The 25,899-nt window shown below is 36.1% G+C and carries 27 protein-coding genes, 16 tRNA genes, 2 rRNA genes and 1 other annotated feature; of the genes, 32 read left to right on the forward strand and 13 right to left on the reverse strand.

Annotation, left to right across the window (positions count from 1 at the left end):
* The 18 genes from WAX74_RS19700 to WAX74_RS19785 all read left to right on the forward strand — a co-directional run.
* Positions 1-117 (forward strand): 23S ribosomal RNA (locus WAX74_RS19700); the annotation flags it as partial.
* A 123-nt stretch (positions 118-240) separates the two neighbouring features.
* Positions 241-356, forward strand: a 5S ribosomal RNA gene (rrf, locus tag WAX74_RS19705).
* Positions 357-366: 10 nt separating this feature from the next.
* Positions 367-441 (forward strand) — tRNA-Asn (locus WAX74_RS19710).
* Between the two features lie 5 nt (positions 442-446).
* Positions 447-538: transfer RNA gene (locus WAX74_RS19715), tRNA-Ser, on the forward strand.
* 28 nt (positions 539-566) lie between these two features.
* A tRNA-Glu gene (locus WAX74_RS19720) sits at positions 567-641 on the forward strand.
* A 23-nt stretch (positions 642-664) separates the two neighbouring features.
* Positions 665-740, forward strand: a tRNA-Val gene (locus tag WAX74_RS19725).
* An 18-nt stretch (positions 741-758) separates the two neighbouring features.
* A tRNA-Met gene (locus tag WAX74_RS19730) sits at positions 759-835 on the forward strand.
* 3 nt (positions 836-838) lie between these two features.
* Positions 839-914, forward strand: a tRNA-Asp gene (locus WAX74_RS19735).
* 268 nt (positions 915-1,182) lie between these two features.
* A tRNA-Phe gene (locus WAX74_RS19740) sits at positions 1,183-1,258 on the forward strand.
* Positions 1,259-1,265: 7 nt separating this feature from the next.
* Positions 1,266-1,341, forward strand: a tRNA-Thr gene (locus tag WAX74_RS19745).
* A gap of 7 nt (positions 1,342-1,348) precedes the next feature.
* Positions 1,349-1,432, forward strand: a tRNA-Tyr gene (locus WAX74_RS19750).
* Between the two features lie 10 nt (positions 1,433-1,442).
* Positions 1,443-1,516: transfer RNA gene (locus WAX74_RS19755), tRNA-Trp, on the forward strand.
* A 25-nt stretch (positions 1,517-1,541) separates the two neighbouring features.
* Positions 1,542-1,617: transfer RNA gene (locus WAX74_RS19760), tRNA-His, on the forward strand.
* A 38-nt stretch (positions 1,618-1,655) separates the two neighbouring features.
* A tRNA-His gene (locus WAX74_RS19765) sits at positions 1,656-1,731 on the forward strand.
* A gap of 1 nt (position 1,732) precedes the next feature.
* Positions 1,733-1,804 (forward strand) — tRNA-Gln (locus WAX74_RS19770).
* Between the two features lie 6 nt (positions 1,805-1,810).
* Positions 1,811-1,885, forward strand: a tRNA-Gly gene (locus tag WAX74_RS19775).
* A gap of 12 nt (positions 1,886-1,897) precedes the next feature.
* Positions 1,898-1,971, forward strand: a tRNA-Cys gene (locus tag WAX74_RS19780).
* 29 nt (positions 1,972-2,000) lie between these two features.
* Positions 2,001-2,082, forward strand: a tRNA-Leu gene (locus WAX74_RS19785).
* A gap of 322 nt (positions 2,083-2,404) precedes the next feature.
* Here WAX74_RS19785 and WAX74_RS19790 read toward each other — a convergent pair.
* The 9 genes from WAX74_RS19790 to WAX74_RS19830 all read right to left on the reverse strand — a co-directional run bounded on the left by WAX74_RS19790 (position 2,405) and on the right by WAX74_RS19830 (position 9,839).
* Entirely contained in the window at positions 2,405-3,610 is a 1,206-nt protein-coding gene (locus WAX74_RS19790; protein ID WP_336499372.1) for a CaiB/BaiF CoA transferase family protein, read from the reverse strand.
* Positions 3,607-4,539: an HpcH/HpaI aldolase/citrate lyase family protein gene (locus tag WAX74_RS19795; RefSeq protein WP_336499373.1), complete on the reverse strand. Its 933-nt coding sequence runs from the start codon at positions 4,537-4,539 to the stop codon at positions 3,607-3,609. Before WAX74_RS19795 ends, WAX74_RS19790 begins: the two co-directional genes overlap by 4 nt.
* A gap of 19 nt (positions 4,540-4,558) precedes the next feature.
* Positions 4,559-5,227 carry a FadR/GntR family transcriptional regulator gene (locus WAX74_RS19800; RefSeq protein ID WP_336499374.1) on the reverse strand — a complete coding sequence of 223 codons (669 nt, stop codon included), beginning with the start codon at positions 5,225-5,227 and terminating at the stop codon, positions 4,559-4,561.
* A gap of 57 nt (positions 5,228-5,284) precedes the next feature.
* Complete coding sequence (locus WAX74_RS19805; RefSeq protein WP_336499375.1) at positions 5,285-5,551, reverse strand: hypothetical protein; 267 nt, start codon at positions 5,549-5,551, stop codon at positions 5,285-5,287.
* A 15-nt stretch (positions 5,552-5,566) separates the two neighbouring features.
* A complete protein-coding gene (locus tag WAX74_RS19810) occupies positions 5,567-6,919 on the reverse strand; it encodes a TRAP transporter large permease subunit (protein WP_336499376.1) in 1,353 nt (450 codons plus the stop codon).
* A 398-nt stretch (positions 6,920-7,317) separates the two neighbouring features.
* Positions 7,318-8,166, reverse strand: coding sequence for an MBL fold metallo-hydrolase (locus WAX74_RS19815; protein ID WP_336499377.1), 849 nt, complete (start codon positions 8,164-8,166; stop codon positions 7,318-7,320).
* 317 nt (positions 8,167-8,483) lie between these two features.
* The gene (locus WAX74_RS19820) at positions 8,484-8,855 is read right to left on the reverse strand and encodes a VOC family protein (protein WP_336499378.1); all 372 of its coding nucleotides are present in this window, start codon (positions 8,853-8,855) and stop codon (positions 8,484-8,486) included.
* A gap of 169 nt (positions 8,856-9,024) precedes the next feature.
* Positions 9,025-9,489, reverse strand: a complete 465-nt coding sequence (locus WAX74_RS19825; protein WP_336499379.1) for an ImmA/IrrE family metallo-endopeptidase — start codon at positions 9,487-9,489, stop codon at positions 9,025-9,027.
* A 14-nt stretch (positions 9,490-9,503) separates the two neighbouring features.
* On the reverse strand, positions 9,504-9,839 hold the full coding sequence (locus WAX74_RS19830; protein ID WP_336499380.1) for a helix-turn-helix domain-containing protein: 336 nt from the start codon (positions 9,837-9,839) through the stop codon (positions 9,504-9,506).
* Positions 9,840-10,148: 309 nt separating this feature from the next.
* Here WAX74_RS19830 and WAX74_RS19835 point away from each other — a divergent pair, with 309 nt between their 5' ends.
* The 7 genes from WAX74_RS19835 to WAX74_RS19865 all read left to right on the forward strand — a co-directional run bounded on the left by WAX74_RS19835 (position 10,149) and on the right by WAX74_RS19865 (position 16,028).
* Positions 10,149-10,409 (forward strand): phage holin, encoded by a 261-nt coding sequence (locus WAX74_RS19835; RefSeq protein WP_336499381.1) that lies wholly within the window; start codon positions 10,149-10,151, stop codon positions 10,407-10,409.
* Between the two features lie 95 nt (positions 10,410-10,504).
* The gene (locus WAX74_RS19840) at positions 10,505-11,194 is read left to right on the forward strand and encodes an N-acetylmuramoyl-L-alanine amidase family protein (protein WP_336499382.1); all 690 of its coding nucleotides are present in this window, start codon (positions 10,505-10,507) and stop codon (positions 11,192-11,194) included.
* A 238-nt stretch (positions 11,195-11,432) separates the two neighbouring features.
* A complete protein-coding gene (locus WAX74_RS19845) occupies positions 11,433-11,579 on the forward strand; it encodes a hypothetical protein (protein ID WP_336499383.1) in 147 nt (48 codons plus the stop codon).
* A gap of 220 nt (positions 11,580-11,799) precedes the next feature.
* Positions 11,800-12,792: an LLM class flavin-dependent oxidoreductase gene (locus WAX74_RS19850; RefSeq protein ID WP_336499384.1), complete on the forward strand. Its 993-nt coding sequence runs from the start codon at positions 11,800-11,802 to the stop codon at positions 12,790-12,792.
* A gap of 44 nt (positions 12,793-12,836) precedes the next feature.
* Positions 12,837-13,053, forward strand: a binding site (T-box leader).
* Positions 13,054-13,099: 46 nt separating this feature from the next.
* Positions 13,100-14,536, forward strand: a complete 1,437-nt coding sequence (gene proS, locus WAX74_RS19855; RefSeq protein ID WP_336499385.1) for a proline--tRNA ligase — start codon at positions 13,100-13,102, stop codon at positions 14,534-14,536.
* 117 nt (positions 14,537-14,653) lie between these two features.
* On the forward strand, positions 14,654-15,166 hold the full coding sequence (locus tag WAX74_RS19860; RefSeq protein ID WP_336499386.1) for an RNA polymerase sigma factor: 513 nt from the start codon (positions 14,654-14,656) through the stop codon (positions 15,164-15,166).
* A complete protein-coding gene (locus WAX74_RS19865) occupies positions 15,153-16,028 on the forward strand; it encodes a hypothetical protein (protein WP_336499387.1) in 876 nt (291 codons plus the stop codon). The genes WAX74_RS19860 and WAX74_RS19865 overlap by 14 nt, the downstream gene beginning before the upstream one ends.
* Positions 16,029-16,933: 905 nt before the next feature.
* On the opposite strand, the gene WAX74_RS19870 is transcribed toward WAX74_RS19865, so the two are convergent.
* Together WAX74_RS19870 and WAX74_RS19875 are read right to left on the reverse strand one after the other, a co-directional pair.
* The gene (locus WAX74_RS19870) at positions 16,934-17,449 is read right to left on the reverse strand and encodes a hypothetical protein (RefSeq protein WP_336499388.1); all 516 of its coding nucleotides are present in this window, start codon (positions 17,447-17,449) and stop codon (positions 16,934-16,936) included.
* A gap of 3 nt (positions 17,450-17,452) precedes the next feature.
* Entirely contained in the window at positions 17,453-18,142 is a 690-nt protein-coding gene (locus WAX74_RS19875) for a B3/B4 domain-containing protein (protein WP_336499389.1), read from the reverse strand.
* A gap of 56 nt (positions 18,143-18,198) precedes the next feature.
* On the opposite strand from WAX74_RS19875, the gene queG reads away from it, so the two are divergent.
* From queG to WAX74_RS19900, 5 genes are all read left to right on the forward strand, one after another.
* On the forward strand, positions 18,199-19,338 hold the full coding sequence (gene queG / locus WAX74_RS19880; protein WP_336499390.1) for a tRNA epoxyqueuosine(34) reductase QueG: 1,140 nt from the start codon (positions 18,199-18,201) through the stop codon (positions 19,336-19,338).
* Between the two features lie 12 nt (positions 19,339-19,350).
* Entirely contained in the window at positions 19,351-19,824 is a 474-nt protein-coding gene (gene trmL / locus WAX74_RS19885) for a tRNA (uridine(34)/cytosine(34)/5-carboxymethylaminomethyluridine(34)-2'-O)-methyltransferase TrmL (protein ID WP_336499391.1), read from the forward strand.
* Between the two features lie 307 nt (positions 19,825-20,131).
* On the forward strand, positions 20,132-20,314 hold the full coding sequence (locus WAX74_RS19890) for a hypothetical protein (protein ID WP_336499392.1): 183 nt from the start codon (positions 20,132-20,134) through the stop codon (positions 20,312-20,314).
* Positions 20,315-20,352: 38 nt separating this feature from the next.
* Entirely contained in the window at positions 20,353-21,186 is an 834-nt protein-coding gene (locus WAX74_RS19895; protein ID WP_336499393.1) for an aldo/keto reductase, read from the forward strand.
* Between the two features lie 350 nt (positions 21,187-21,536).
* On the forward strand, positions 21,537-22,517 hold the full coding sequence (locus WAX74_RS19900) for an NADPH:quinone reductase (RefSeq protein WP_336499394.1): 981 nt from the start codon (positions 21,537-21,539) through the stop codon (positions 22,515-22,517).
* A 230-nt stretch (positions 22,518-22,747) separates the two neighbouring features.
* Here the strand turns inward: WAX74_RS19900 and pdxR are convergent, their stop codons facing one another.
* The gene (pdxR, locus tag WAX74_RS19905) at positions 22,748-24,127 is read right to left on the reverse strand and encodes a MocR-like pyridoxine biosynthesis transcription factor PdxR (protein ID WP_336499395.1); all 1,380 of its coding nucleotides are present in this window, start codon (positions 24,125-24,127) and stop codon (positions 22,748-22,750) included.
* Positions 24,128-24,294: 167 nt separating this feature from the next.
* Between pdxR and WAX74_RS19910 the strand changes: the two genes are divergently transcribed.
* Positions 24,295-24,921, forward strand: a complete 627-nt coding sequence (locus WAX74_RS19910; RefSeq protein ID WP_336499396.1) for a LysE family translocator — start codon at positions 24,295-24,297, stop codon at positions 24,919-24,921.
* 70 nt (positions 24,922-24,991) lie between these two features.
* The gene (locus WAX74_RS19915; RefSeq protein WP_336499397.1) at positions 24,992-25,615 is read left to right on the forward strand and encodes an FMN-binding negative transcriptional regulator; all 624 of its coding nucleotides are present in this window, start codon (positions 24,992-24,994) and stop codon (positions 25,613-25,615) included.
* 187 nt (positions 25,616-25,802) lie between these two features.
* On the opposite strand, the gene WAX74_RS19920 is transcribed toward WAX74_RS19915, so the two are convergent.
* The coding region (locus WAX74_RS19920) for an IS3 family transposase (protein ID WP_241600806.1) at positions 25,803-25,899 on the reverse strand (97 nt) is incomplete at its 5' end.

Consider the following 25,899-nt stretch of genomic DNA (forward strand, 5'->3'; position numbering starts at 1 on the left):
ATTTCCCATTACGCAAGTAAGTAAGATCCCTCAAAGACGATGAGGTAGATAGGTTCGGGGTGGAAGCGTGGCGACACGTGCAGCTGACGAATACTAATCGATCGAGGACTTAACCAAATATGAATTTGCGAGCACCAATGTCTTTTATCCAGTTTTGAAAGAATATAGAAATTTTATCGGAAAACTATTGATATAATCTCTAGTTATGGTATAATTAATCTTGTCTTTCAAGTTAATATGTCTAGTGATGATGGAGAAGAGGTCACACCCGTTCCCATACCGAACACGGAAGTTAAGCTCTTCATCGCCGATGGTAGTTGGGGGTCTCCCCCTGTGAGAGTAGGAAGTCGCTGGGCGTAATAATATTCCGAAGTAGCTCAGTGGTAGAGCAATCGGCTGTTAACCGATTGGTCGTAGGTTCGAGTCCTACCTTCGGAGCCATTTTTGGAGAGCTGTCCGAGTGGCCGAAGGAGCACGATTGGAAATCGTGTAGGCGGGTAACCCTGTCTCAAGGGTTCAAATCCCTTGCTCTCCGCCAGATATTTTTCTCTCTTACATAATATAGTGGCCCCTTGGTCAAGCGGTTAAGACACCGCCCTTTCACGGCGGTAACACGGGTTCGAATCCCGTAGGGGTCACCATTAAATAATTAACCAGTTTTTTTGGAGGATTAGCTCAGCTGGGAGAGCATCTGCCTTACAAGCAGAGGGTCGGCGGTTCGAGCCCGTCATCCTCCACCATATAAATTATATAGTTGTCGCGGGGTGGAGCAGTTCGGTAGCTCGTCGGGCTCATAACCCGAAGGTCACAGGTTCAAATCCTGTCCCCGCAACCAAATGGTCCCGTGGTGTAGCGGTTAACATGCCTGCCTGTCACGCAGGAGATCGCCGGTTCGATCCCGGTCGGGACCGCCATTTATTATTTAATAAGTTAGAGATTTAGGATAAGCAAGCAGGTCAAGAAAGCAATCGAGTGAAAGAAGGAGCGTATCTAAATACGTGACTGTCTGAACGAGTGCAGCTGACGAAGAGATGCGCAGCTTAGCGTAAATTGATTAGAGATTTGGAATAAGCAAGTAGATCGAGGAAGCAATTGAGTGAAGAAAGGAATGTACTAAAGTACGTGACTGACTGAACGAATGCAGCTGACGAAGAGATACGTAGCTTAGTGCAAATCGAAGAAGGCTCAGTAGCTCAGTCGGTAGAGCAAAGGACTGAAAATCCTTGTGTCGGCGGTTCGATTCCGTCCTGAGCCACCATACTTTTGCCGGAATAGCTCAATTGGTAGAGCAACTGACTTGTAATCAGTAGGTTGAGGGTTCAAGTCCTTTTTCCGGCACCACAATAGTGGAGGGGTAGCGAAGTGGCTAAACGCGGCGGACTGTAAATCCGCTCCTTAGGGTTCGGCGGTTCGAATCCGTCCCCCTCCACCAGTTTTTATATAGGGGCATAGTTTAACGGTAGAATAGAGGTCTCCAAAACCTTTGATGTGGGTTCGATTCCTACTGCCCCTGCCAATTTATAAGTTAACTTTGAATAATGGCGGTTGTGGCGAAGTGGTTAACGCATCGGATTGTGATTCCGACATTCGTGGGTTCAATTCCCATCAGTCGCCCCATATTCCTTTTGAGTTAGCTCTTTTTTTATTTAATAATGGCGATTGTGGCGAAGTGGTTAACGCACCGGATTGTGATTCCGGCATTCGTGGGTTCAATTCCCATCAGTCGCCCCATTGGGGTATAGCCAAGCGGTAAGGCAATGGATTTTGATTCCATCATGCCCTGGTTCGAATCCAGGTACCCCAGTTTTTTGCGGAAGTAGTTCAGTGGTAGAACACCACCTTGCCAAGGTGGGGGTCGCGAGTTCGAACCTCGTCTTCCGCTCCATTACTTAATTTCGGCGGCATAGCCAAGTGGTAAGGCACAGGTCTGCAACACCTTTATCACCGGTTCAAATCCGGTTGCCGCCTCCAATTTTTAAATCACTGCCTAGTATTTATTTGCCGGTGTGGCGGAATTGGCAGACGCGCGGGACTCAAAATCCCGTTCTTTCGAGAGTGTCGGTTCGACCCCGACCACCGGTATACTTTACGAAATATCATGTAAGATTGACTTTTCGTTACTTGCTTATAAATGCTGATGCAACAGCGTTTGTAAGCTTTTTTTATTTTTCTCTTTTAATTCTATTCTTCGATTATATTCGATTAAGTTTAATTTTTTTACACATATTTTACATACATTCTTTCAAATGTTTTGGTTGTTTCTTTTTCATCTTCTTCTCAGAACTCTTTAAATACGTGTGTATAGTCACGCAGAGTTGTTTCAATATCTTTATGGGATAACATTTGGGAATATTCTTAAAAAAGTCATACCTTAATTTAAGGTATGACTTTTTTTATATGCGTATTAAATGATTCCTAGTTCCACTAGTTTAGCAATTTGTGTATCAGATAACTTCACATCATTTTTTAATATTTCAGCAGTGTGCTGGCCTTTTTTAGGACCTAAACTTTTTACTCTACCTGGTGTTTTGGAAAACTTCGCTACTACATTAGGAATCCTCATATCACCAAAATCCTCATCTCGGACAGTAATAAAGGACTCTCGCTGTTTATAATGTGGATCCTCTAATAATTGAGGGATTGTATACATAGGTCCAACTACAGCACCAGTTGAATTGAATATTTCAACTACTTGTTCATACGTGTGCTTACTAATCCATTCGCTAATAATTTCATCTAATTCCTTGACGTTCTGTAATCGTGCTTTATTATTTATGAATTTAGGATTTCTAATTAATTCTTCACGATTAATGGCTCTAAAAATATTTTCTGTTATCGACTGTGAGGAACCTGATAGGGCAACCCAAGTGAGATCCTTCGTTAAATAAGCATTTCTAGGTGCAGTTTGTAAACTGCTATTGCCAATTGGTTGAGGAATAATTCCCAATTGATCGTAGGCTGTGATCTGCGGTTCCAACAATCTCATTAAAGGTTCATACAAATTAATATCGATCTGTTGCCCTTCATTCAAGCCATTTTTGATTTGCCCATACAGAGCAATCATGATAGATAAAGCACCAAAAATACTTGATACACCATCTGCTAATGCCATACCAGGTAAAGTAGGGGATCCGTCTTTTACCCCATTTAATGAAGCGAAGCCACTCATTGCTTCAGCGACCGTACCAAACCCACCCCTTTTAGCATAAGGTCCTTCTTGACCAAAACCAGAGGTACGAAGGACTATTATACATGGATTTGCTTCTAAAAGGGTTTCCCAGCTCAATCCCCATTTATCCAGTGTACCAGGTCTAAAATTTTCAACCAATACGTCTGTCTTAGAAACTAGTTTCAGAAAAATTTCTTTTCCTTCAGAGGAATTTAAATTTAGCGTCATGCCTCTTTTATTACGATTTAAAGTTTTCCAAAAAATACTTTCGCCATTTTTTTGTGCTCCATATTTTCTAGCATGATCCCCATATTGAGGATGCTCTACTTTAATAACATCTGCACCAAAGTCTGCTAAGAAAGTACTTGCCCATGGCGCAGCTAACATGGTAGAAATATCTAATACTTTTAGCTCTTTTAATGGCAAGTTATTTTCAGTCATATGTTTTGACCTCCAATATAAGATTTTCGGCAGATTTCCTTATATTGCTCATATTGAAGAATTTGTTCATATGTACTAATTAAATTTTTTGCTTGTTCATAATGAGGAATATCCACCATTTTTTCTTTGAATCGGATAGCGGACTTCCCGTTTTGTTGAGCTTCATCAAATACTTTAATTAATTCGTGGGCTTCAGAGATACTTTTTTCAGAAGGAGAAAAAGCCTTGTTTAAAACTTCTACGTTTGAAGGATGGATACAGCTTGTACCAACAAAGCCATGTTCGTAAGCTAAAAGGGCGCTACTTTCAACTTCTTCTAAATTTGTAAAGTCAGCAATGCTAGACATCAATCCCATTGGAAGAACTCCAAATGCGTGTGCCGCTATACAAATTTGCATTCGAATATTTAATAAAGCTATTTTAGTTGATTCGCCCATTATTAAATCAACGTCTTTAGCAAAATCTTCAGCTCCTAGAGACACCGTATCAATTCTTTTACTACTACATAAAATACTATTTAAATTAAGAAGACCTTTAGCAGTTTCAATTAAAATAGAAATTTTAAAGTGACCATCTGATAGTTGCAATTTTTTCTCATAAGCTGACAACAATTCATCAATCTCCACTACTTGTTCAGCTTTTTCTATTTTTGGTACGTATATCCCTGTTAGTGGTGGTGAGATAGAGGCATCAATATCTTCTTTTAAAAGTTGAGTATTATTATTCACACGTACATATATAGAGCTGCCACCTTGATTAGCAATTTCAATTTTCTTCTTTAAATCCCTTCTTGCTAGTAGTTTTTGAGAAGAGGGAACACTATCTTCTAAGTCTAATACAATAATATCTGCATTTCTTAACGGCGCTTTATCGATAAATTTCATATTATTAGCTGGCATAACTAATCTTGAACGTTTTAACTTTAACAAATGATCACTTCCTAATTGTTTACGTTAAATTAAGTCTAACTTTAATGTTTCTAAAGTGGTTTTTTACTGCCTCTTTACATAATTCAACGTCTCTTTTCTTAATTGCATTTAATATTTCCCAGTGTTCTTCGTGTGCCTCTTGATAATTAGAATGAATCATAAAATTCTTTTCTCGAATTTCTTGGATAAGTTTCATATTTAATTTTATGAAATTTTCTAATACTCTATTTTGACAAGCAGCCGTAATGGATAAATGAAAATAAAAATCGTAGCTTAAATCACTCAAATTATCTGCCTGATTTTTTAATAGCACTTCCAATTCTTCAATATCATCATCAGAAATTCTTTCACATACTAGCTCGCACATACCTACTTCTAATAATTCGCGTGCCTCCAAAAGTTCAAGAATTTCTGCTTTTTTAAGTTGTTCCATTATGTCATCTTCTGTTGAATTAAGTTGTTCAATCGGCTTCATTAAAACACGTCCGCCACCTTGACGTGTTTTAATGATATTTTTGGATTCCAAAATACGAAAAGCATCTCTTAAAGTTCCTCGACTTACACCTAATTCTTCTGCAAGCTGTCTTTCCGCTGGAATACGTTCACCAACAGAAAATCTTCCTTCCTTAATTCCTTGCTGAATGTAAGTTATTACTTGTTCGTATAAACGATGATAAAGTATTTTCATATTTCTTCCTCCTAATATAAGTAAAAGAATAATATGCAAGTTGGGGAATTTGAATAATTACGTTGCTTCGATTTGAAGATCTTCCAATTCTTCCTCTGATAGGACATTGAATGAACGATTTTTAAGAACTTGAATGAAGAATCCAAGTACTCCCGCAATTGCACTGCAAACAAACGCAGGAGTTGCAAAGTTATTATTCACTATTACAATTAAATTTCCATTTTGCATAATTAATCCTAGTAATTGTGTGGCAACAATTATAACACCTAGCAACAAAAATGATAATAAAGAAATAATAAAGATTTTGTCTAATACTTTTAACATTTTTTCAACTCCCTTTTAAATAGGTATTGGTAATATTTCAAGTGCAATTAAGAAGCCTATTATGAAAATTGGAATTACATAATAGGCAATGAGTGGTGCAAATGTCTTTCCAGGCTCTGCTCCAGCAATACCTGATGCAATGAATATCGGAGCAGAAGATGGGGGAGAAGCTCCCTCAGTAGATGCAAACATTAAGATAGCAACAACGGCTACTGTTGGATTTACCCCTGCAGACACTAAAGCTGAAAAGGCAACGAGTCCAATCGCAGTAAGTGTAGCTGTACCTGATAGTGGGCCTGCCACTAAAACAATTAATATACCAACAACTAAAATTACTAACCAATTTGGCATATTTAATGACGTCATGATTGAAGATAAATCTTCACCTAAACCTAGTTGATTTAAATTTTCACTTGCTGCAAAGGCAAAGAGTAATAATACTCCAATCACTGAAAATTTCGAAGTGGCACCATGTAAAAACTCATTCCATCCAGTAAATGTACGCGGTAAATTTTTATAACCAATTATCATGCTGATTAAAGTAATCAGAATTGGTACCCATACTAATAACGAAATACTATCAATCGCATCTGCTCCAATATTTGGATTAGCGATTAATTTTTCTGAGAATGGACCAATTGTGACTGTTAGAGGGATTAAGATACCAAAGAAAATGAAAAGTGATTTCCATCCCAATAAGAATGTATTTTTTAATGGTTCAAGATTATCAACTGACAAAGTCTTAATGTTGTATTTTTTCACAAACCAAAATGTTAAAAGAATACGGTAGAAGACTTGGTACAAACCACCGATTAATAAAGCAAAGTAAAGATCTCCTTCTGAAACTACGGCTGCAATCGGTGCAAATCCTAGTAAAATAAACATTGAACTACTAGGTGGAAGAGCGATACCTAAACCTGCATTACCTGCTGCAACTGTTGCTGCCAAATCTTTTGGCCAGTTTGATTTAATCATCCAAGGAATTGTAACAGAACCTGTCGTTGCTGTATTACCAGAACCAGATCCTGAAATTACCCCAAATAATGCTGACCCTGCAGTTTCAACATGAGATGGACCACCTGGTAAACGACCAAGTAGTGAGTTTAATATATTGATAAGTTTTGTAATGATTCCTGTCTTATCAATCACATAGGCCATAAATACAAATGCAAGAGCTGCAAATAATACTTCATTTGTTGCGCCAAATACGATACCATCCCATATCATATTTAATGCATCTTTTCCCCCAAACAAAGCTGTTATGATGAAGCCAATTATCATTGCTTCTCCAATACTTCGTTTAACTAATGTCGTCCATACAATAATTAGTCCAATAAAAACTAATAATGCAATAAATCCTAGACCCATATATACACCCCTTTATTAATTCTATCCAATTGGATAATTGGATAGACCAATTATATTTGTCAGAATAGTCAGTGTCAATTGTTATTTTTGAAAGTTGTATATTTTTTCTGTATGGTTAAGTATTGTTAAAACAAATCAATTAATTTATTTCATTGATATAACTGAAGAACTAATCTTAAAATATGTAAAGCAACGTGGGCGTGATCAATTAAAATTTCTAAAAAAGTGTTATTACCCATTCTTCTAAGAAGAAATGGGTCAATGTCGAAACTAATAAGAAAAACCCCAAGGGAAACACCTTGGGGTTTTTGCTGTTTATAAGCCATTATGCTTTTATTGCTTCAGTAGTGAAGCAATATCAATTTTTAATAGGTAATGATTAATATATTAATAACATTTTACTGGTACCCATTCACAAAGTACCTGATTATTTCTAAATCGTCTTCAGTTAACTCACGTTGGAAATACGAGGACATCTCTGTTGTAATTTTTTCTAGGTCCCCTTTATATTTCTTCGTTAATTTAGCACTTGTCTCCAATAATGAAACAAAGCTAGCAAATTCAACTTTTGTTAATGGTGCTGGATGATGAGATAGGAAATATATTTCTGCATCATAACCTTCAATCTTCTCCAAAAGCTTACTCATCTTTTCAATGGTATAGTGCCATTTTTCAGCGTACATATTTGCATAGAGGCAGTCACCAAGAAATAGAGCTTTTTCCTCCGGTATATAGAGGAGATTCGAATCAGATGAATGATCTCCACCCACATGTTCAATGATACAGGTAACGCCACCGAGATTCAGTTTAATTTGCTTTTCAAAAATGATAGTGGGATTTGTTATGATAATCTCTCTCTTTTTCTCAAGTTCAAGTTTTATCGCGTCTGCACAAAATGGAATTTCTATTCCTGCTTCCACACGTTCATCCAGTTCCGTGTCTTCCCATGATAACTTCTGTAGTTCATTTACTTTATCATAGGTCATGAAATTGGCGATTGAAGGCATATCCATTTCACTCAAGCCAAATACATGATCCCAATGCCAATGTGTAAGAGCCAGAATATCTCCCATGACATGATGGTAAGCTAATTGCTCTTTGAATAGTTTAGCGTGATTAGAAGAATTCCCAGCATCAATCAACAGTGTCTGATCGTCCCCTACAATAGCTGCTAGTATCGGGCGATCTGTTTTTTGATAGGGAGGGAGGTAGAAGAGACGATTGGAAAGCTTTTGTAATGTTTGCATGTATTCGTACTCCTTCAAGATGTTTGTAACGTTCATTATATACTATTTGTAGAGATGACAAAACAATCCTAGAAGTGTTTTGAAGGTCATTTTTCGCTGTGATCATTTAACTTTTGTGTTTATAATATAGTGAACGTACCACAAGTATCATTAATTAATTTTTGATTCGTTATAACAAAAATAAAATCCTCGTAAATGTTGATAAATTAACATTTACGAGGATTTTTTGGTTTATGAGAAAAGGAAATTGGTAACGTTTCTGGAAAGTATAAGTGCACATTTACATGTTGTATATAGATACCATTATTTATTCTTTTTTATCGATGTTGATCAACAAGAATTTGATTTCCGTCTGGATCTTCAATTGTAAAATGTGATGGTCCTTCATTCGTTTCATCTGCTTCAGTCAGCATTTTGATTCCTTTTGCTTTAAGTTGCTTTTGAATTTCTCGAATATCTGTAAACGAATCAAGATTCTCAGCATTTTGATTCCATCCTGGATTAAAGGTGAGAATGTTCTTTTCAAACATTCCTTGGAATAACCCAATAACGCAATTTTCATTCTTTAAAATAAGCCAATTTTGAGTGATGTCTCCACCTAAAACTTCAAATCCAATGTCTTCGTAAAATGATTTTGATACTTGAATGTCTTTTACATTTAAACTTACAGAAAATGCACCTAAGTTCATGTTTTTCCTCTCCTTTTATAAAATAAAAATTCAGAAAATAATTAATTTGATTTAAGTATAAATGAGGACCATGAAATATACAATATTCACCATAATGATAATCAATTTAAGTATAGAGTTTATATTTTCTTTTTTATCGATAAAAAACGCCACTGATAATTGCGTGTATTTAAGACTTTATAGTATCTATTGGTTTAACATTCAGCGGATTAAAAGTGATTTCATATCCTTTGTAAACTTTTTTCAGTCCGTGTTTATCGATATAATAGTCAATCGATTTTTTTAAGTAATCAGCAGTTATTTCTAAATGAACACAAACTTCTTCTAAGGTAATTTTACGCAGCTCATAACATTCTATCAGCTTTTCGAGAGATACGACTTTTTCATACCCCCATCTTCTAGCGACCAGTTCCAATTTTTGATTTTGGACTTGATTTAAATCGGTAATGTCACCGTGTGTAGTTTCGTAATGTCCTAATTCTTCCGCAAGTATACAATGTTTTTCATAACTATCTTTTAGCTTATTTATATATATCCTTTTATCTGTATATATTCCACCGAGACCTTTAGGCATTGTTGGATCTTCAATAATCTTTATATGCGGGTATTCAATTATTAATCGTTCATAATCCACACATTACACCCCATTTAATTTCTTTTGAATTTAATATAGTTAATGTAGTTTTTAATTGCTTCCATTTCTTCATCAGTAACATCATCATCAATGTGGGCAGCAAGAGTTTCAATTTTAGAAGAGGTCTGTTGAGAATCTAAACCAAGCATTCTATCCATAGAGACATTAAAAGTCTCTGCAATTGCTCTTAACATCCTTGTTTTAGGTTCAGTAGTATCTGATTCCCATTTTGATACCATCCCCTTTGTAATTGAAAGACCAGTTTTTCGATTTATTCTTTCAGCGAATTCTTCCTGAGATAACTTTTCTTCATCTCGAATTTTTTTTATTTCTTTCCCTATAGAATACATTGTTACTACCCCCTATTAATTAATGTTAGTATAAACTAAAGTTTCACTTATGACAACTTTCTCAGGAAATTTATTAATAAAGTAGTTGACTATGAAACTTTTACCTGTTAAAGTCATTTTATAAAGTTTCATAAATGAAACTTATGAACATAGAAGGGAGATGTATCTTATTTAACAAAAACATTATTTTAGTATCTAATCTTATTTTTTTAAATATAAAGTTTCATTAGTGAAACTCGAGGGGTGATTTTAATGTTTATGTAAAAAACCTGTTATCTATCTATAGAAGAAATGGAAGGAGGAACAATCATGAAAATTAACTGGAAAGTACGTTTTAAAAATAAGCTCTGGGTGACGAGTTTTATTGCCCAATTATTTATATTAATTGAGTTACTTTTGATTGGGGCTCATGCTATTGGTTGGACGGATTTTCAGTTAACTGAAGAGATTCAAGATTGGGTAATCGCAGTTGTAAATATCGTCTTTGGATTGTTTGCTACTATAGGGAATATCCAAGACCCGACTACAGATAATTTTGCTGATAGTCAAAGAGCTATGAACTACAAATAACTAAGTATTTCTTTAAGGTTGTGGTGGTAATGTGATAAAACAGAGGTAAGAGATTGTTCAGAGCAATACAAAAAACTAATATGGGGTGATTAATAATGGTAAAAGTATTTATTGATGCAGGTCACGGTGGGACAGATTCGGGAGCAGTAGGGAATGGTTTACAGGAAAAGAATTTAACTTTGCAAATTGCTACTAGAATTAAAGATATTCTGCTTGTTGAGTACAACAATGTAAGTGTATTAATGAGTCGAACTGGTGATCAATCTTTAACATTAACGCAGCGTACAAATGCAGCTAACTCTTGGGCAGCTGATTTTCTCCTTTCAGTTCACATTAATGCAGGTGGTGGGACAGGCTATGAGGATTATGTTTATCCAGGAGTAGGTGCACCTACTACTACGTACCAGAATACTATTCATGCAGAAATATTAAAGCTTGTAAATTATTCCGATCGTGGAATGAAACAAGAAAACTTCCACATGCTACGTGAATCTAATATGCCAGCTCTTTTGACTGAGAATGGATTTATTGATAATGCAAATGATGCTGCAAAGTTGAAATCAGCTTCCTTCATTGAATCTCTAGCTCGAGGTCACGTGAACGGTTTAGCTAAATGTTTCAATTTACCAAAGAAAAATACAGCTGTTTATCACACGGTAGTGAGTGGTGATACTGTTTATTCATTAAGTCAAACATATGGTAGCACAGTGCAACAAATTAAGGATTGGAATGGACTCGATGCTAATTATACAATTTATATAGGACAAGTATTAAGAGTGAAATAAAAAATACTTGTGCTTTAAAATCTATCGCTGAATTTGTTGAACCCTTCAAAGCCCTGATCGCTTAATTTGTGAGTGGGGCTTTTTTTGTGCAAAGAAGTAAAAAACGCAATAACTAATTGATGATTTCTTAAATACTACTTAATAAAGCAATGTTTATTTAATAATAATCCGGGTAAACAATAATAAACACCCGAGAGAAAGATAGCATAATTATTTAACTAAAAGGAGGAACTAAAGAATGATAAAAAAATATAATTTTATTATTGAAGGAAAGATTATCGATGTTTATGCGAAATCAAAAGTAGAAGCGAAAGAAAAAGCAAAACAAATATATGATGAAATAAGTATGGAAGAAAAATCACCTCAAGAGCTGCATCGCGCTTAATAGTTATGAAGTGATATCAAGTAAATATAAACACTTTTTAAGTGAAATTTATATTCTTACACGCAAGCGTATAAATGTTGATTTATTCACATTTATAAGCTTTTTTTATTTGGATTTTATGTTTGATTAAAGCTATAGCAAGACAAAAAAATTTACATAAAGACTATAGAAAGTTATCGTAATCTAAAAGGAACGGTTAAAGGGAAAGGAAGTAGTACTGATGAGATTAAGCGTATTAGATCAAGCACCTATAACAACAGGTAATACTGCTGAGGGAGCCTTAAAAAAGGCAGAAGAACTAGCTATATTGGCGGATGAACTGGGATATTATCGTATGTGGATGGCAGAGCATCATGGCACAAAAGCTTTTGCTAGTTCATCACCTGAGATAACAGTTGCTCATCTTGCTGCGAAAACGAAAAATATACGGCTTGGGACTGGTGGAGTAATGATGATGCATTATTCTCCGTTAAAACTTGCAGAAGTATTTAAAACGCTAAGTGCTTTTTCTCCTGGTCGTATTGATTTTGGCGTTGGTCGAGCACCGGGCGGGGATAACTATTCCATTTATGCTTTATCTGAAGGGCGTCAACCAATGATAAATAATATGTATGAGAAATTTAATACTGCTCTAGAATTAATTAACGATGAAGTACCGGAAGATAGCTTATATAATAAAACAATCGCGACCCCTTATAAAATAGCTTTACCGGAAGCTTGGTTACTTGGATCCAGTGGAAACAGTGCGATTCAGGCAGGGCGTATGGGTGTTGGGTATTCGTTTGCACAGTTTTTTAATGGTGGAATGAGCAAGGAGATTTTAGAGGCATACAGAAAGAACTTTCAAGTTTCCGCTTTTATGGAGAAACCAGAGATTTCTGTGACCTACTTAGTAACAGTAGCTGAAACAAAAGAAGAAGCAGAGTTTCAAGCACTTCCTCAAGATATTTCGCGACTATCTTTAATGAGAGGATCGATTATTCAAACAATGACACCTGAAGAAGCTCAGGAGTATCCATTAACTGAGATGGATCGAATGATGATTCAAGAAAATCGTAAAATACATTTAGTTGGAAGTGCAAAAGAAGTTGCAACGATTTTACAAGAAGAGCAAGAAATATATGGCTTTGACGAAGCAATGATCTGTAGCATTCAACATTCCCAAGAGAAACGTTTAGATGTATATCGATTATTAGCTACAGAATTATTTTAAGTCGCATTGTATTAACTACGAGTATTTGGTATATTATTAATAATATACAATCTACGAAGTGATCAAGTAAATAAGAATTGTGAAACAGAAAATATAGCGATTGCTGAAAGCTATATCACCGCTTCTTGTTGAAACCTACCACAGAGATGTTATGCAAACATAACCGGTTCGTTGTCGTTAACCAACGTTTGAGATAGTTCGTAAACTAGCGAGCTAATTAAAGGTGGTACCGTGTCTATCCAGTGTAAAGACGCCCTTTTATAGGGGAGTTTTTACACTTTTTTTTATTTTAAAGGAGGAAAAGTAGATGTCTACACAACAGAATGATTTTACAAAATGGTATATTGATACGATTCAAAAAGCAGATTTAATGGATTACACGCCTGTTCGCGGGTGTATAGCTTTTAAACCAGATGGCTTTGAGATCTGGGAACATATTCAAGAAGAAATGAACAGACGTTTTAAAGAAACAGGACATCGTAATGCTTACTTCCCAATGCTGATTCCAGAATCATTTTTCCAAAAAGAGAAGGATCATATCGAAGGATTTTCTCCAGAGCTTCCATGGGTTACGGAAGCAGCTGGTGAGCAATTAGAAGAACGTTTAGCGCTACGTCCTACTTCTGAAACGATGATCGGTCATTTATATTCAGATTGGATTAAGAGCTATCGAGATCTTCCAGTACTAATAAACCAATGGGCAAACGTGTTCCGTTGGGAAAAGAAAACTCTTCCTTTCATCCGAACTTCCGAGTTTTTATGGCAAGAAGGGCATACTGCACATGTAGATGAGGAAGAAGCTCGCAAAGAAACAATGCAAATGCTGAACATCTATAAAGAGGTCGTAGAAGAACTATTGGCAATTCCAGTATATGATGGTCAAAAAACACCTTCAGAGCGATTTGCAGGAGCTGTAGATACGTATTCTATCGAAGCAATGATGAAGGATGGAAAAGCAGTTCAAGCAGGTACATCTCATTATCTTGGAACAAAGTTTGCTGAAGCATTTGATATTAAATATTTAAATAAAGAAAACAAACATGAATTTGTTCATACAACTTCATGGGGAACTTCTACACGATTGATCGGTTCCGTAATTATGGTCCATGGGGATGAACAAGGTTTAGTCTTACCACCACGAATTGCTCCAACTCAAGTGGTACTCATTCCAGTGGGACCTTGGAAGAAGAATCCTGCTATTATGGAAAAACTGGATGAACTTTTTGCAGTATTAAAAGCAAAAGGTATTCGTGTACGCCTAGATGATTCTGATCAATCTCCAGGGTATAAATTTAATGAATGGGAACTAAAAGGTGTTCCGGTTCGTGTTGAATTAGGTCCTCGTGATTTAGAAAACAATCAAGCATTAATGAAAGCACGTGATGAAGCTGAAAAATTCTCAGTAGACCTTGCTAATTTAGTAGAACGTATTGAAGAAGAACTAAACACGATGCAAACACGTTTACTAGAAAAAGCTCGAGCATTCCGTGATCTAAATTCACATACACATGTGAATTCAATGGAGGAGTTAAAACAACATCTTGCGGATTCAACAGAAAAAGAAGAAATCCCAGGTTGGATTCTAGCAGGTTGGTGTGGAGACGATGCTTGTGAAGAGCATGTGAAAGAAGAGACTAAATTCACAACACGTAACATTCCATTCAATCCACCAGCTGAAAAATCTACATGTATCAACTGTGGAAGAGAATCGAAACATACTGTATGGTTCGGTCGCGCGTATTAATTTAATTTTAGATTTGGAACAACCATTGCATAGTCAATGGTTGTTTTTTTATTTTCAAAAAAACATGTAAGATTAAAGCTATACATTCGTTCAATAATTAGAGGGAGGAGGGATTCTTTGGAGAAGCATCTAATAGAGGAATGGTTTGAGTTATATGTGAAGGATATAACCAGTTATCTTATGTATTATACAGGATCGATTGATGTAGAAGATCTCGTGCAAGAAACCTTTCTGAGGGCTATGAAAAAATTGACAGTCTATAAGGAAAATGGGCATCCTAAAACTTGGCTAATATCAATAGCAAGGCATATGGTAATTGACCAGTATCGAAAAAACAACGTTTGGAATAAAATTAGGCATCTGTTTATAAAAGAACAAAATATACTAATAGATATGGAACAACACATAATGATAAATCAAGAAAATATCGTTTTATATCATACTATAAACAAACTTCCAGCTCATTATAAAGAAATAATTATTTTAAAAGGAATTATGGAAATGTCGTCTAAGGAAGTAAGTAAGGTTATAGGAAGTAATGAGAATAACGTAAATGTTCTATACCATCGTTCACTAAAAAAGTTGAAAGAATTGTTGGAAGAGGAGGGGTTTGAACATGGAAGAATATAAAATTCTCGAAGAAAAATTAAAAAGTTTACCTAAATATACACTAGAAACCGATAATAAGAAGAAAATATTGTATTCGTTGAAATCGAAGAGTGCTACTCAAAAATATACGGCTCCTTTAAAACCAATCATGTCTTTCTTAAGTATAGCAATAATTCTATTATTTCTTTTTTTTACAAGTAGCCTCTTTAATAACTTTAATGCACAACAGGGAGCAATTTTTACAATTCCTGATAGAAATCAGCAGGTAGTTGGAGTGAAGGGGAAAATTGGCGTGCTTGTGTTTAACGAGCAATTTGTTGCTGAAGACAGCAGGCGAGGGGCAAAGCTGATGCTTTACTTTTGGGGAGATGCCAATAAGCTTGTAGGAAAGAATTATCGAGTAGAAGCAGTAGATTTGAAAGGTGAAAATATTGAATTAACAAAAGGGATACTATCTAGTGGTTTAAATAGTGAAGACGCTCATGCATTAACTAGCTTTGTGCCATTTCCAACAGAGGGAGAATGGCAGTTGTCCTTTTATGTGGAGGATGATTTGTTTGAAGCTTTTACTATTAATGTGTTACCCCCATTTCCAAAAACAAAGCATTATACATTACTGTATTCACCAAAAGAGATTCCAGTTGGTAAATTAGCAGAATTAAATATAGAAAGTACCATTGGTAAAAAAGAAACAATAGAAGTTAAGCTAATCGATGAAAAAGGAATCGTGAAGGAAACTTCTACTTTCAAACTAGATAGTTCAGCAATAGATGCTAAAACGAATCAGACAATCTATCATTATTCAGGTGAAATTACATGGGTGGAACATGGCAAGTGGAGGCTTCTTATTGATGGAGAGGAAACCGGATTATTTGAGAACTAGCCAAAGTAACCTTGTCTTTATAACGTAGTTGTCTCATTATAAATAATGTCGTCCGATAAATAAGAAAATGGTTAAATCGGCGCCCTTTCCGCGGGCGTTGCCTTAGCCTCCTAGGCCAACACGATGTTGGTCATGCAATCGTTGCAGTAGGATGCGGCGAAATTAGATTGCCTTCCCCTCAACTGCGGGGTCTTAGGCTACCGCTATTCCCGCAGGAGTGTCGCCTTTTTCAACGATTTTCTATAGCTACTATTTGAAAAGATTACATTGATTAAAACTTGCTCTATTAATGGCATAATGGTTTTATAATTTAAGTGCGGATAATAGTTGATTGGAGTGGAAGGCGGCGACTCCAGCCGGAATAGCAAATGTTTTCTGCACCGAAAGCGAAGCGGCAGGTGCATGCGCTGAAGACCCTGGACTGAGCGTAGCGAGGGAAGCGACTGAAGCAATGCCGGCGGAAAGCGTCCGCCTAGAACGGAAATTAGCGGATCCAAAATAGAAATCGAACATGTTATGAAATCTCATTGAGGACTTGTTCAGTGCCCTTTGCGTAAGGAAGGCTAAATGCTCGTCCTGAGGCAACGCCTTCAAAACCAACATCGTATTGACACAAACTACTCGACGCTCCCTCGCGGAAAGCGAGTGGTAATCTTCGGAAAACCTGTTCAATTCAATATAAAAATAAACTCGAGTTTGTCTACAATATAAAAACGCTCCTCCACAAAAGTGGAAGGAGCGTTTTTCATAGTAGGAAATCCAGAGAAACTAATTGGGTTAACGTTTGCAGATAGTTAGTCATTAGTCACTGGTCACATAGTAAAAGGTTACAGGTCATTGGTTTGCCGGTAGGGTTAAATGATTTCCTAACTATGCCTTGGCAAGGAGTCTCACCTTACCAAGGATTATGCATATTTTTCATCGTCAAAATTTAAGCTAATAGCGTAATTTTTAGCGTTAATCAGTCCAGACAGTTTATTTGCCTCTTTTTCATATTGTATAGCATTTAGACGATATTCTTCTGGATTGAACAACGCAACTTTAATATATGCGCCTTCACCTCCATAACCGTATTGCACTGTTTGCTTTTCTGCAGCTCCTAGCTGTTTATAAATTCTAGCCTGAGCTCTCATTTGTGTTGCTAATTCTATTGCCTCTACAATTGTATATGCCTTGTCTTTAAACATAACCGTGTTGTTAATATTTGCTTCATAGATCAGGCGGTCAAGAGTACGGATATCCTTACGCGTTTCTGTAATTTCATTGTCTACTACTGAAACTGTACGCGGACCAACTTCTGGAACAGTATCTTTTTCTACAATTTTAAAAGCAACTCGCATAATTTCTTCTTCGAGTTCATGGACTCTTTTCATTAATAAACTCTTTAGTTTAACCGCTTCTGCTAATGAAATATTTGGCATAATTTATATCCCCCATTCTTTATGATCATTATGTAAAACTGTTGAAGATACTTCGCCACCATGTATTTGAGTGAACATCGTCCCCATGGAGTGAACTAACTTTTGACTGGCTTCTATATCTGTGGAAGGCTGAAGAAATACAACCTGAATTGCGCTAGTTGTATGTTCCGTTACTGCTGTTCTAATTGAATCTACAAATGGACTTCCAAACGGCCCATATGTATCTTGGACTGTAAGGATATGATTCAATTTATTTTCACGTCCATTTAATCCTTCATATACTGAATCTTCATTGCCAAGAGAAATCATTATATCTCCTTGGATTTTATCTATATCATAAATTCCCATTGGTATTTCATATCGCATCGAGAAAAAATTATTTAGATCCACAGCAGAATGCATAGGTGTGATATAATTTTGTTTTGCAATCCGTCGATATAATGCTTCAACTGATGGTCGATAACGATTTGGGTCTGCACCAAATTTTTTCCATAAAACACGCCATTCTTTTATTCCAGCGAATTCTGTTATCGCTTTCTCTTCTAATTCAAAAAATAGCTGTTCTTGAAATAATTGGAGGCGTCCTTTAAGCATTTGAGGCGAAGAAGTTACAACAATTTTGGTATAATGTATAATGCCTATTTTAAAGGTAGGTTCAATTTCTAATAAAGGATTATCCAATTTTACAATCATAACAACCATCCTTAAACATATTTTCTTTAGTTTACCATAAGAAAGGAGAACAATTTGTGAATATAAACCAATTTCAACAAGAACTAATTGAATACGCAACTTCTATTGGAATTGATAAGATAGGATTTACTTCTGCTTCTCCTTTCCATGAATTAAAAAATAGATTAATTCGCCAGCAAGAGCTAGAATTTGCTTCTGGATTTGAAGAGCCAGATATTGAGAAAAGAACTCAGCCAGAGCTCTTGCTTCCGGAAGCAGAAAGTATTATATCCATTGCCATTGCGTATCCATCAAAAATGAAAGATGCGCCTTTAAGTCAAAAAGGGGCAAGACGTGGTATTTTTGCAAGAGCTTCATGGGGCATGGATTATCACACTGTCTTACGTGAAAAACTTGCAATTTTAGAATTATTTATATTAACGCACATGCCAAATGCAAGGTTACGTTCAATGGTAGATACAGGAGAACTTTCCGATCGAGCAGTAGCAGAGAGAGCTGGTATTGGTTGGAGTGCAAAAAACTGTTCCATTATTACGCCGGAGTTCGGCTCTTATGTATACTTAGGTGAGATGATTACATCCATTCCATTTGCTCCTAGCGAACAGATGGAAGAACAATGTGGGGATTGCAGGCTTTGCTTAGACATTTGTCCAACAGGTGCTCTTATTGAGGGAGGACAATTAAATGCTCAGCGTTGCATTGCATTTATCACCCAAACAAAAACAATGGTTCCAGATGAATTTCGCGCCAAGATTGGAAATCGAATATATGGCTGTGACACTTGCCAAACAATTTGTCCAAAAAACAAAGGGAAAGCTAATTTGCATCAACAAGCTTTTAAACCAGATCCTGAGCTCGTGAAGCCACTACTTATGCCAATGTTGGATATGACAAACCGTATCTTCAAAGAAACGTATGGACATATGTCTGGTGCTTGGAGAGGAAAAAACCCGATACAGAGAAATGCAATTATTGCATTAGCACATTTTAAAGAAGTTGCTGCGATACCAAAGCTAATAGAATTACTTGAAAATGATTTGCGACCTGTTATTCGAGGAACTGCTGCATGGGCAATTGGCAAAATAAACACAGAAGAAGGATTAGTAGCACTGAAGAAAGTAGAACAAACTGAAGAAGACAAAGAAGTACTAGATGAAATTCGAAAAGGGCTTCAATTCTATACTATAGAGAAATAGGAAGTGGAAACGTTGAGTATTAATGTAGTGTTATATCAACCAGAAATACCAGCCAATACAGGGAATATCGCAAGAACATGCGCAGGAACAGGAGTTAAGTTACATTTAATCCGTCCTCTAGGATTTTCCACAGACGATAAAATGTTAAAACGTGCAGGTCTCGATTACTGGGAGCATGTAGATATTACGTATTATGATGGTTTAGATGAATTTTTTGCAGCACATCCGGAAGGGCTATATTATTTAATCACTAAATTTGGGGCTAAACCTCATACTACTTATGATTTTAGCAATGTGGAGAAGGATCATTTCTTTATTTTTGGGCGTGAAACAAAAGGGTTGCCTCGTGAGATTATAGATGCCCACCCAGATCGTTGTTTACGTATTCCGATGAATGACAATATTCGTTCATTAAACTTATCTAATACTGCAGCTATTCTTATTTATGAGGCATTAAGACAGCAAGAATATCCTGGTCTTCATTGAGATATAAAAAAACGGACGTAGTCATTTATGACTCGTCCGTTTTTAGTATTTATTACTTTTCAGATGCACCTGGTTTGTCTTCGTATCCTGCTTTAAAAATAGCAGCAAGGAAGGATACACAAACGCCAAGAATAAGGATAAGTTTCATATCGAGTGCCTCCTCTATATATATTATGAACTAAGTATAACCTACTTTATTTGAAAAAGAAATATTACGAAAAAGTGAAATTATGTCCAAAATGTTTCTTTTGAAAGTTGCAACCTTCTAATTATTCAACTACCATAAAGAAAAGGAGTGATTTTTTAAATGAGTAATTTGAAAAATGGTCCAGAAAACGGTTCAATGGCAACGAATATGGAAGAAGTGAAGCTACTCGGAAAACAGATGGAAAGACTGAGAGACAATAATGAATTAGAGCAGGATAATCGTGTATCAGACCCTGCCCAGTCAGATGATGTTAGTAAAATGAAGAAAAGAGAAAACGACTAATTTAAACAGTCAATTCCATATTAGGAAGGATGAACAGAATGGATTTACATATAAACTCTACAAAACAATTAGCAAATGGTGTTGAAATGCCACGGATTGGATTAGGTGTGTACAAAATGACGGAGCCTGATATTGCTCTTAATGCAATTACAACGGCGATTGATGCTGGCTATCGTCATATTGATACAGCATCATTATATGCCAATGAAAAAGAAGTGGGAGAAGCAGTACGTAATTCATCCGTTGCACGTAATGATATTTTCATAACAACTAAAGTATGGAACTCTGACCAAGGGTATGATCAAACATTAAAAGCATTTGAAAAGTCTTTAGAATTATTAGGATTAGACCACATAGATTTATATTTAACACATTGGCCAGTAAAGGAAACTTTTGTAGATACGTACCGTGCAATTGAACGTTTATATGAAGAAAAACTTATTCGTGCTACGGGTGTATCGAACCATCAACAGCACCATTTGGAAGCAATTGCTGTAAAGGCGAATGTAAAGCCTATGGTCAATCAAATTGAGTGTCATCCACGTTTGACACAATTTGATCTTCGTGAATATTGTGCGGAGCAGGGTATTGCAGTAACTTCATGGTCACCACTAGCAAGAGGTGGATTACTAAACGAACCTACCTTACAACGAATTAGTGATAAATATGGTAAATCACCAGCACAAACAATTATTCGTTGGCACTTACAGCATGACTTAATTGTTATTCCTAAATCTGTAACTCCTACTAGAATAGCAGAAAATATAGATGTATTTGATTTTGAATTAACATTTGAAGATATGAAAAACATCGATTCACTTAATCTGAATGAGCGTACAGGAGCAGATCCAGATAATTTTAATTTTAATTAATTTACAAACTACAGAACACTCACTCTATGAAAAGAGAAAGGGTGTTCTGTAGTTTTTTTGTTTGGCCATGTTAAAGGAAAAGTTTGATTTATCTTAAAATGGTATGACGACACATGCCTTACATATAACATTTTTAAATAATAAGTCCCGCTCTTATTGGATATTTATGTTAATATATGAGTGAGTTTGTGAAGGTTTACACTTAAACTAACGGTACAGTTTAGTTTAATAAGCAGTCATTTTTTTAGAGTAGAAGAAGTTATTCAATGTCCGAATTTGTTAGAACTAATTCTTAAAAAACTGTAAATTCAGACCTTTGGATATATAATAAGTGTTAGGAGGTTGATAATATGAAAGCAATTCAAGTTACAGAGTTTGGTGGACCTGAGAAATTAGCATACACAGACGTTGAGGATGTAGTAGCAGGAAAAAAAGAGGTATGTATTCGTTTATACGCTGCGGGTGTCAATTCAAGTGATACCTATACATTAACAGGTACATATGCGTTTTGTGTACCTCAGTTACCTTATACTCCTGGCTTAGACGGCGCAGGGACTGTGGAAGCGATTGGAGAAGAAGTCACAAGTGTTCAAGTTGGTGACCGTGTATTTATTGCGTCTTTAATGCGAAGTAATAGTACAGGTACATTTGCACAAAAATTAGTATGTGATGAAACTTTGGTTCATTTATTACCAGACCATGTATCTTTTGAACAAGGTGCAGCATTAGGGGTACCTGCAATGACTGCATATCGTGCATTATTTCAACGTGCCTGTCTGAAACCAGGTCAAACTGTTTTTATTCATGGAGCCAGTGGCGGGGTTGGATTACAGGCTGTCCAAATGGCAAAATCTCACGGTGCTAAAGTGATTGGGACAGCAAGTAAGCCAGAAGGTAAAAAAATGGTTCAGCAAGCTGGGGCAGATGTTGTCATTGACCATGTGACAGAAGCAACGATTGAAGATGTGCTAGCCTTAACAGATGGCAATGGACCTGATGTAATTATTGAGTTTTTAGCAAATATTAATTTAGAAACAGATTTAAAGCTGATTGCACCATTTGGTAAAATTGTAATTATTGGAAATCGTGGTTCAATAGAAATAAATCCACGTCTTGCAATGCAAAAGGAATGTGATATTTTAGCGACAGCTCTTTGGAATGCACCAAAAGATGAATATGAACAAAGCATTCATGGTGTAATTGGAATGCTAAATACAGGAGCATTACGTCCAATTATAGGTACAACTTTGCCACTTCAGCAAGCAGCGCAGGGCTTTGAACAGCTAGCAAAAGGTATAGGAAATGGTAAACTTGTCCTAATAATTAACTAAATATTTGACATAATTAAAAGCACTCATTTAATAGCTTTTATTAAAAGGTAACTATTTTGAAAGTTTGTGAAAGATTGTACTCAAACTAACGGGTGCTTTAGTTAAACAAGCGGCTGCCTGTAAGGGTAGCTTTTTCTTATTGAACTAACGCGGCAGGTTAGTGGAATAAAACATAAAATCCTTGAATGCCCCGCAATGTTAGACATAACTAATTATTGCGGGGATATTTGTTATAACCAAGCCTTTTTTAAAAGCTTCACCCCTAACTGTATTTTTTCACAAGTAAGACTACTAAATCCGAGTTTTATAATGGGTTCATCAGAATAGTTATTAATGAAGTAGATGGTAGTTGGATATACTTTCACACCATAACTGGCAGCACGCTCAACTAACCAGCTTTCTGAATGCTTTTGATGTATCTTAACTAATACATACAAACCAGACTGCTCTCCAATAATGGTAATATGTTGTTCAAATTGTTTTTTTAATTCTAAAACTATGCTCTGCATTTTCCGCTTATACACAAGACGCATCCGTTTAATATGGCGGCTCCATTCCCCCTCTTCCATAAATTTAGCCATTGTAAGCTGGCTAAGCAGGGATGTAGTACTTTCAAAATGCTGAAATTGCGCTTTATAACGGTCTAAAAGAAACGGTGACAACACCATATAACTTAGACGAATTCCTGGAAGAAAGGACTTGGAGAAATTCCCTAGGTAAATGACTCTTTTTGAATCTATAGAAGCAAGTGCCGGAAATGGTTGTTGCGTATAGCGAAATTCACTATCATAATCGTCTTCGATAATATATCCTTTTCTCTTAGTAACCCACTGAATTAGTTTTTGCCTTTGGGAAATGGACATGCTTACGCCTATTGGGCTTTGGTGGGAGGGTGTTACATAAATTAATCGTGACATCGTATTTTCTAATTGTGAAAAATCAGCACCTGTTTCATCAACTGGTAAAGTTTCGAGTGTAAACCGATGGAATAGAAATGCCTCTTTTGCTCCATCATACCCTGGGTCCTCTACAATCACGCTTGGGAAATCAGCCTTCAGGATTTGTCCAAGATTTATCAACATCTGCTGCGTACTGCTACCAATAATAATTGCATTTGGATCTGTCATTACCCCACGCGATTGGAGTAAATAGGTAGCAATTTGTTTACGCAAACACATTTCACCAAAAGGATCGCCATATTGAAAACTCTCCTGTAGGGTCAGTACTGAATTATTTATTCTTCTCCAAGCTTTTAGAGGAAAGTTTGTCTGATCTACAGCTCCTGCTTTAAAATCAACGAAAAATGGTGTCACCTTTTCCGTTTGCTTACTAGGAATAGAGATCGCTTCCTGCTCAATTAAACGTGGCTCTAATTCATTAACAAAGTAGCCTTTTCTTCCTTCTCCACGAATATAACCTTCTGCCACAAGCTGATCATAAGCCATTAATGTCGTATTGCGACTGACTTGTAGGGAATCTGCCAACTGACGTATGGAAGGTAGTTGTTCATTTGCTGGTAGGTCACCATGCTCAATAAATAATTTAAATCGCTCATATATCTGTTTGTATTTAGAAGTGTTATTCTCTAAAGCAAAGATGATATTTTTCATTATACATCGCCTCTGACATGTTTATTTTATTTAACTTGTACCTTTTTAAATGTCAATTATTATATTACTATGTTGACTAACAGATATCTATAATCATCCAAAATAATTCGTTGAAAAATATGCCTAATTGAAATTAGCTAGTATGTGAAATGATTAGGGGGGATTCCATGCTGAATATTGCTGAGTTGAGTGCATTTATATTGGTTGTCTTCGGATTGTTTTTGATACCTGGTCCTGCTGTCTTGTTAATGATTACTCGATCGGCTCAAGCGGGAACCAAAACAGGTATTATAACCGGTCTAGGCATTGCAACAGGTGATTTCATTCATGTGTTATTAGCAGCAGTTGGATTTTCAGCCATTCTTATGACATCTACGGTTGCCTTTAATATAGTAAAAATGGCCAGGGTAGCGTATTTGTTATATATGGGCATTCGGGCATTATTGACAAAAGCGCGATCCATAAAAATGTCTGATGTTGTACAGGAGTCACTACTTCACTCCTACAGGAATGGCATATTGGTAGAAGCCTTGAATCCGAAAACAGCACTTTTCTTTTTAGCATTGTTTCCGCAGTTTGTAGATTTGGAGAGCGGTACAATCGTCACTCAGTTTTTAATTTTAGGTGTAATTTTTGTTGTATTAACCGTCATTTATACAACCATTTTGTCGATCTTAACCGGAAAAATTAGACAACAGATCACGCGTGGGGTTGGAATGAACAGATGGAGTAATAAAGTGTTGGGTTTGCTTTATATCGGACTAGGCTTGCAAGTATTATTCCTAGGTCCATAATCTTTTTTAGATTGTAAGAACTCCCCAAAGTTTTGATTAACAATTCTAATATAGAAAGGAGAAAGGTTTTATGTATATTCCAAAAGTTTTTAAAGTCACAAATATCGATGAAATTCTAGAGTTTATGAAGGAGAACTCATTTGCAACACTGGTCACAACCAAAAAGGGAAAACCCATTGCTTCTCATCTGCCATTACAGCTTCATAAACAGGGAGAAGTTTATTATATAACTGGACATATGGCATATGGGAATCCTCAATGGAGAACATTTGAATCATGCGAGGATATTCTAGTAATCTATCAAGGACCACATAGTTATATTTCATCTTCCTGGTATGGGCATGAAAATGTACCGACATGGAATTACCAGGCAGTACATGTATATGGTCAAGCAAGTATATTAGGGGAAGAAGAGTTGAAACAAGATCTGATAGCGTTGCTAGAAAAGTATGAGAAGCACGGTGATAACCCAGTTTTATGGGATAAATTGTCGCCTCAGCTATTAGAAAATGAACTAAAAGGGATTGTTGGCTTTAAAATAAAAGTAGAAGAAGTCCAAGCAGCGTATAAATTAAGTCAGAATCGAAATGAAGAGGATTATCATAACATCATTGGAAAATTACAAAAAGAAGAAAATCTAAATTCTCATCAACTAGCAGAAGTGATGAAAATGAGAATTAAAGATAGTAAATAATTATGCCAGTCGCTGAAAAGACAATAGTAGGAAAGATACAGAAGGAATTGAACAAAATATTCAATCATTTATTCCATTACCACCCGCAACGCAATTGTTGATAAGCTTCACTTTTCTTATTCAACTAACGGGTGCTTTAGTTAAAAAAGACCATCATGGTAGTGACCCCTTAAAGTTAGAGTTTTATTTATGCAGCTAATTGGCTGGCATGAGTTCGGTATTTTACCGGACTCATGCCGGCCAGTTTTTGTTTAATTCGATCGTTATTATAGTAATCGATATAC

The sequence above is a fragment of the Psychrobacillus mangrovi genome, assembly GCF_037104765.1.
Taxonomy (GTDB): domain Bacteria; phylum Bacillota; class Bacilli; order Bacillales_A; family Planococcaceae; genus Psychrobacillus; species Psychrobacillus mangrovi.

What these genes read in the sequence shown, in the direction of transcription:
- WAX74_RS19790 (WP_336499372.1), bottom strand. Translation starts at nt 3,610, where the DNA reads ATGACTGAAAATAACTTGCCATTAAAAGAGCTAAAAGTATTAGATATT.
- WAX74_RS19800 (WP_336499374.1), bottom strand. Translation starts at nt 5,227, where the DNA reads ATGAAAATACTTTATCATCGTTTATACGAACAAGTAATAACTTACATT.
- WAX74_RS19805 (WP_336499375.1), bottom strand. Translation starts at nt 5,551, where the DNA reads ATGTTAAAAGTATTAGACAAAATCTTTATTATTTCTTTATTATCATTT.
- WAX74_RS19810 (WP_336499376.1), bottom strand. Translation starts at nt 6,919, where the DNA reads ATGGGTCTAGGATTTATTGCATTATTAGTTTTTATTGGACTAATTATT.
- WAX74_RS19815 (WP_336499377.1), bottom strand. Translation starts at nt 8,166, where the DNA reads ATGCAAACATTACAAAAGCTTTCCAATCGTCTCTTCTACCTCCCTCCC.
- WAX74_RS19820 (WP_336499378.1), bottom strand. Translation starts at nt 8,855, where the DNA reads ATGAACTTAGGTGCATTTTCTGTAAGTTTAAATGTAAAAGACATTCAA.
- WAX74_RS19830 (WP_336499380.1), bottom strand. Translation starts at nt 9,839, where the DNA reads ATGTATTCTATAGGGAAAGAAATAAAAAAAATTCGAGATGAAGAAAAG.
- WAX74_RS19835 (WP_336499381.1), top strand. Translation starts at nt 10,149, where the DNA reads ATGAAAATTAACTGGAAAGTACGTTTTAAAAATAAGCTCTGGGTGACG.
- WAX74_RS19840 (WP_336499382.1), top strand. Translation starts at nt 10,505, where the DNA reads ATGGTAAAAGTATTTATTGATGCAGGTCACGGTGGGACAGATTCGGGA.
- WAX74_RS19845 (WP_336499383.1), top strand. Translation starts at nt 11,433, where the DNA reads ATGATAAAAAAATATAATTTTATTATTGAAGGAAAGATTATCGATGTT.
- WAX74_RS19850 (WP_336499384.1), top strand. Translation starts at nt 11,800, where the DNA reads ATGAGATTAAGCGTATTAGATCAAGCACCTATAACAACAGGTAATACT.
- proS (WP_336499385.1), top strand. Translation starts at nt 13,100, where the DNA reads ATGTCTACACAACAGAATGATTTTACAAAATGGTATATTGATACGATT.
- WAX74_RS19865 (WP_336499387.1), top strand. Translation starts at nt 15,153, where the DNA reads ATGGAAGAATATAAAATTCTCGAAGAAAAATTAAAAAGTTTACCTAAA.
- WAX74_RS19870 (WP_336499388.1), bottom strand. Translation starts at nt 17,449, where the DNA reads ATGCCAAATATTTCATTAGCAGAAGCGGTTAAACTAAAGAGTTTATTA.
- WAX74_RS19875 (WP_336499389.1), bottom strand. Translation starts at nt 18,142, where the DNA reads ATGATTGTAAAATTGGATAATCCTTTATTAGAAATTGAACCTACCTTT.
- WAX74_RS19890 (WP_336499392.1), top strand. Translation starts at nt 20,132, where the DNA reads ATGAGTAATTTGAAAAATGGTCCAGAAAACGGTTCAATGGCAACGAAT.
- WAX74_RS19895 (WP_336499393.1), top strand. Translation starts at nt 20,353, where the DNA reads ATGGATTTACATATAAACTCTACAAAACAATTAGCAAATGGTGTTGAA.
- WAX74_RS19900 (WP_336499394.1), top strand. Translation starts at nt 21,537, where the DNA reads ATGAAAGCAATTCAAGTTACAGAGTTTGGTGGACCTGAGAAATTAGCA.
- pdxR (WP_336499395.1), bottom strand. Translation starts at nt 24,127, where the DNA reads ATGAAAAATATCATCTTTGCTTTAGAGAATAACACTTCTAAATACAAA.
- WAX74_RS19910 (WP_336499396.1), top strand. Translation starts at nt 24,295, where the DNA reads ATGCTGAATATTGCTGAGTTGAGTGCATTTATATTGGTTGTCTTCGGA.
- WAX74_RS19915 (WP_336499397.1), top strand. Translation starts at nt 24,992, where the DNA reads ATGTATATTCCAAAAGTTTTTAAAGTCACAAATATCGATGAAATTCTA.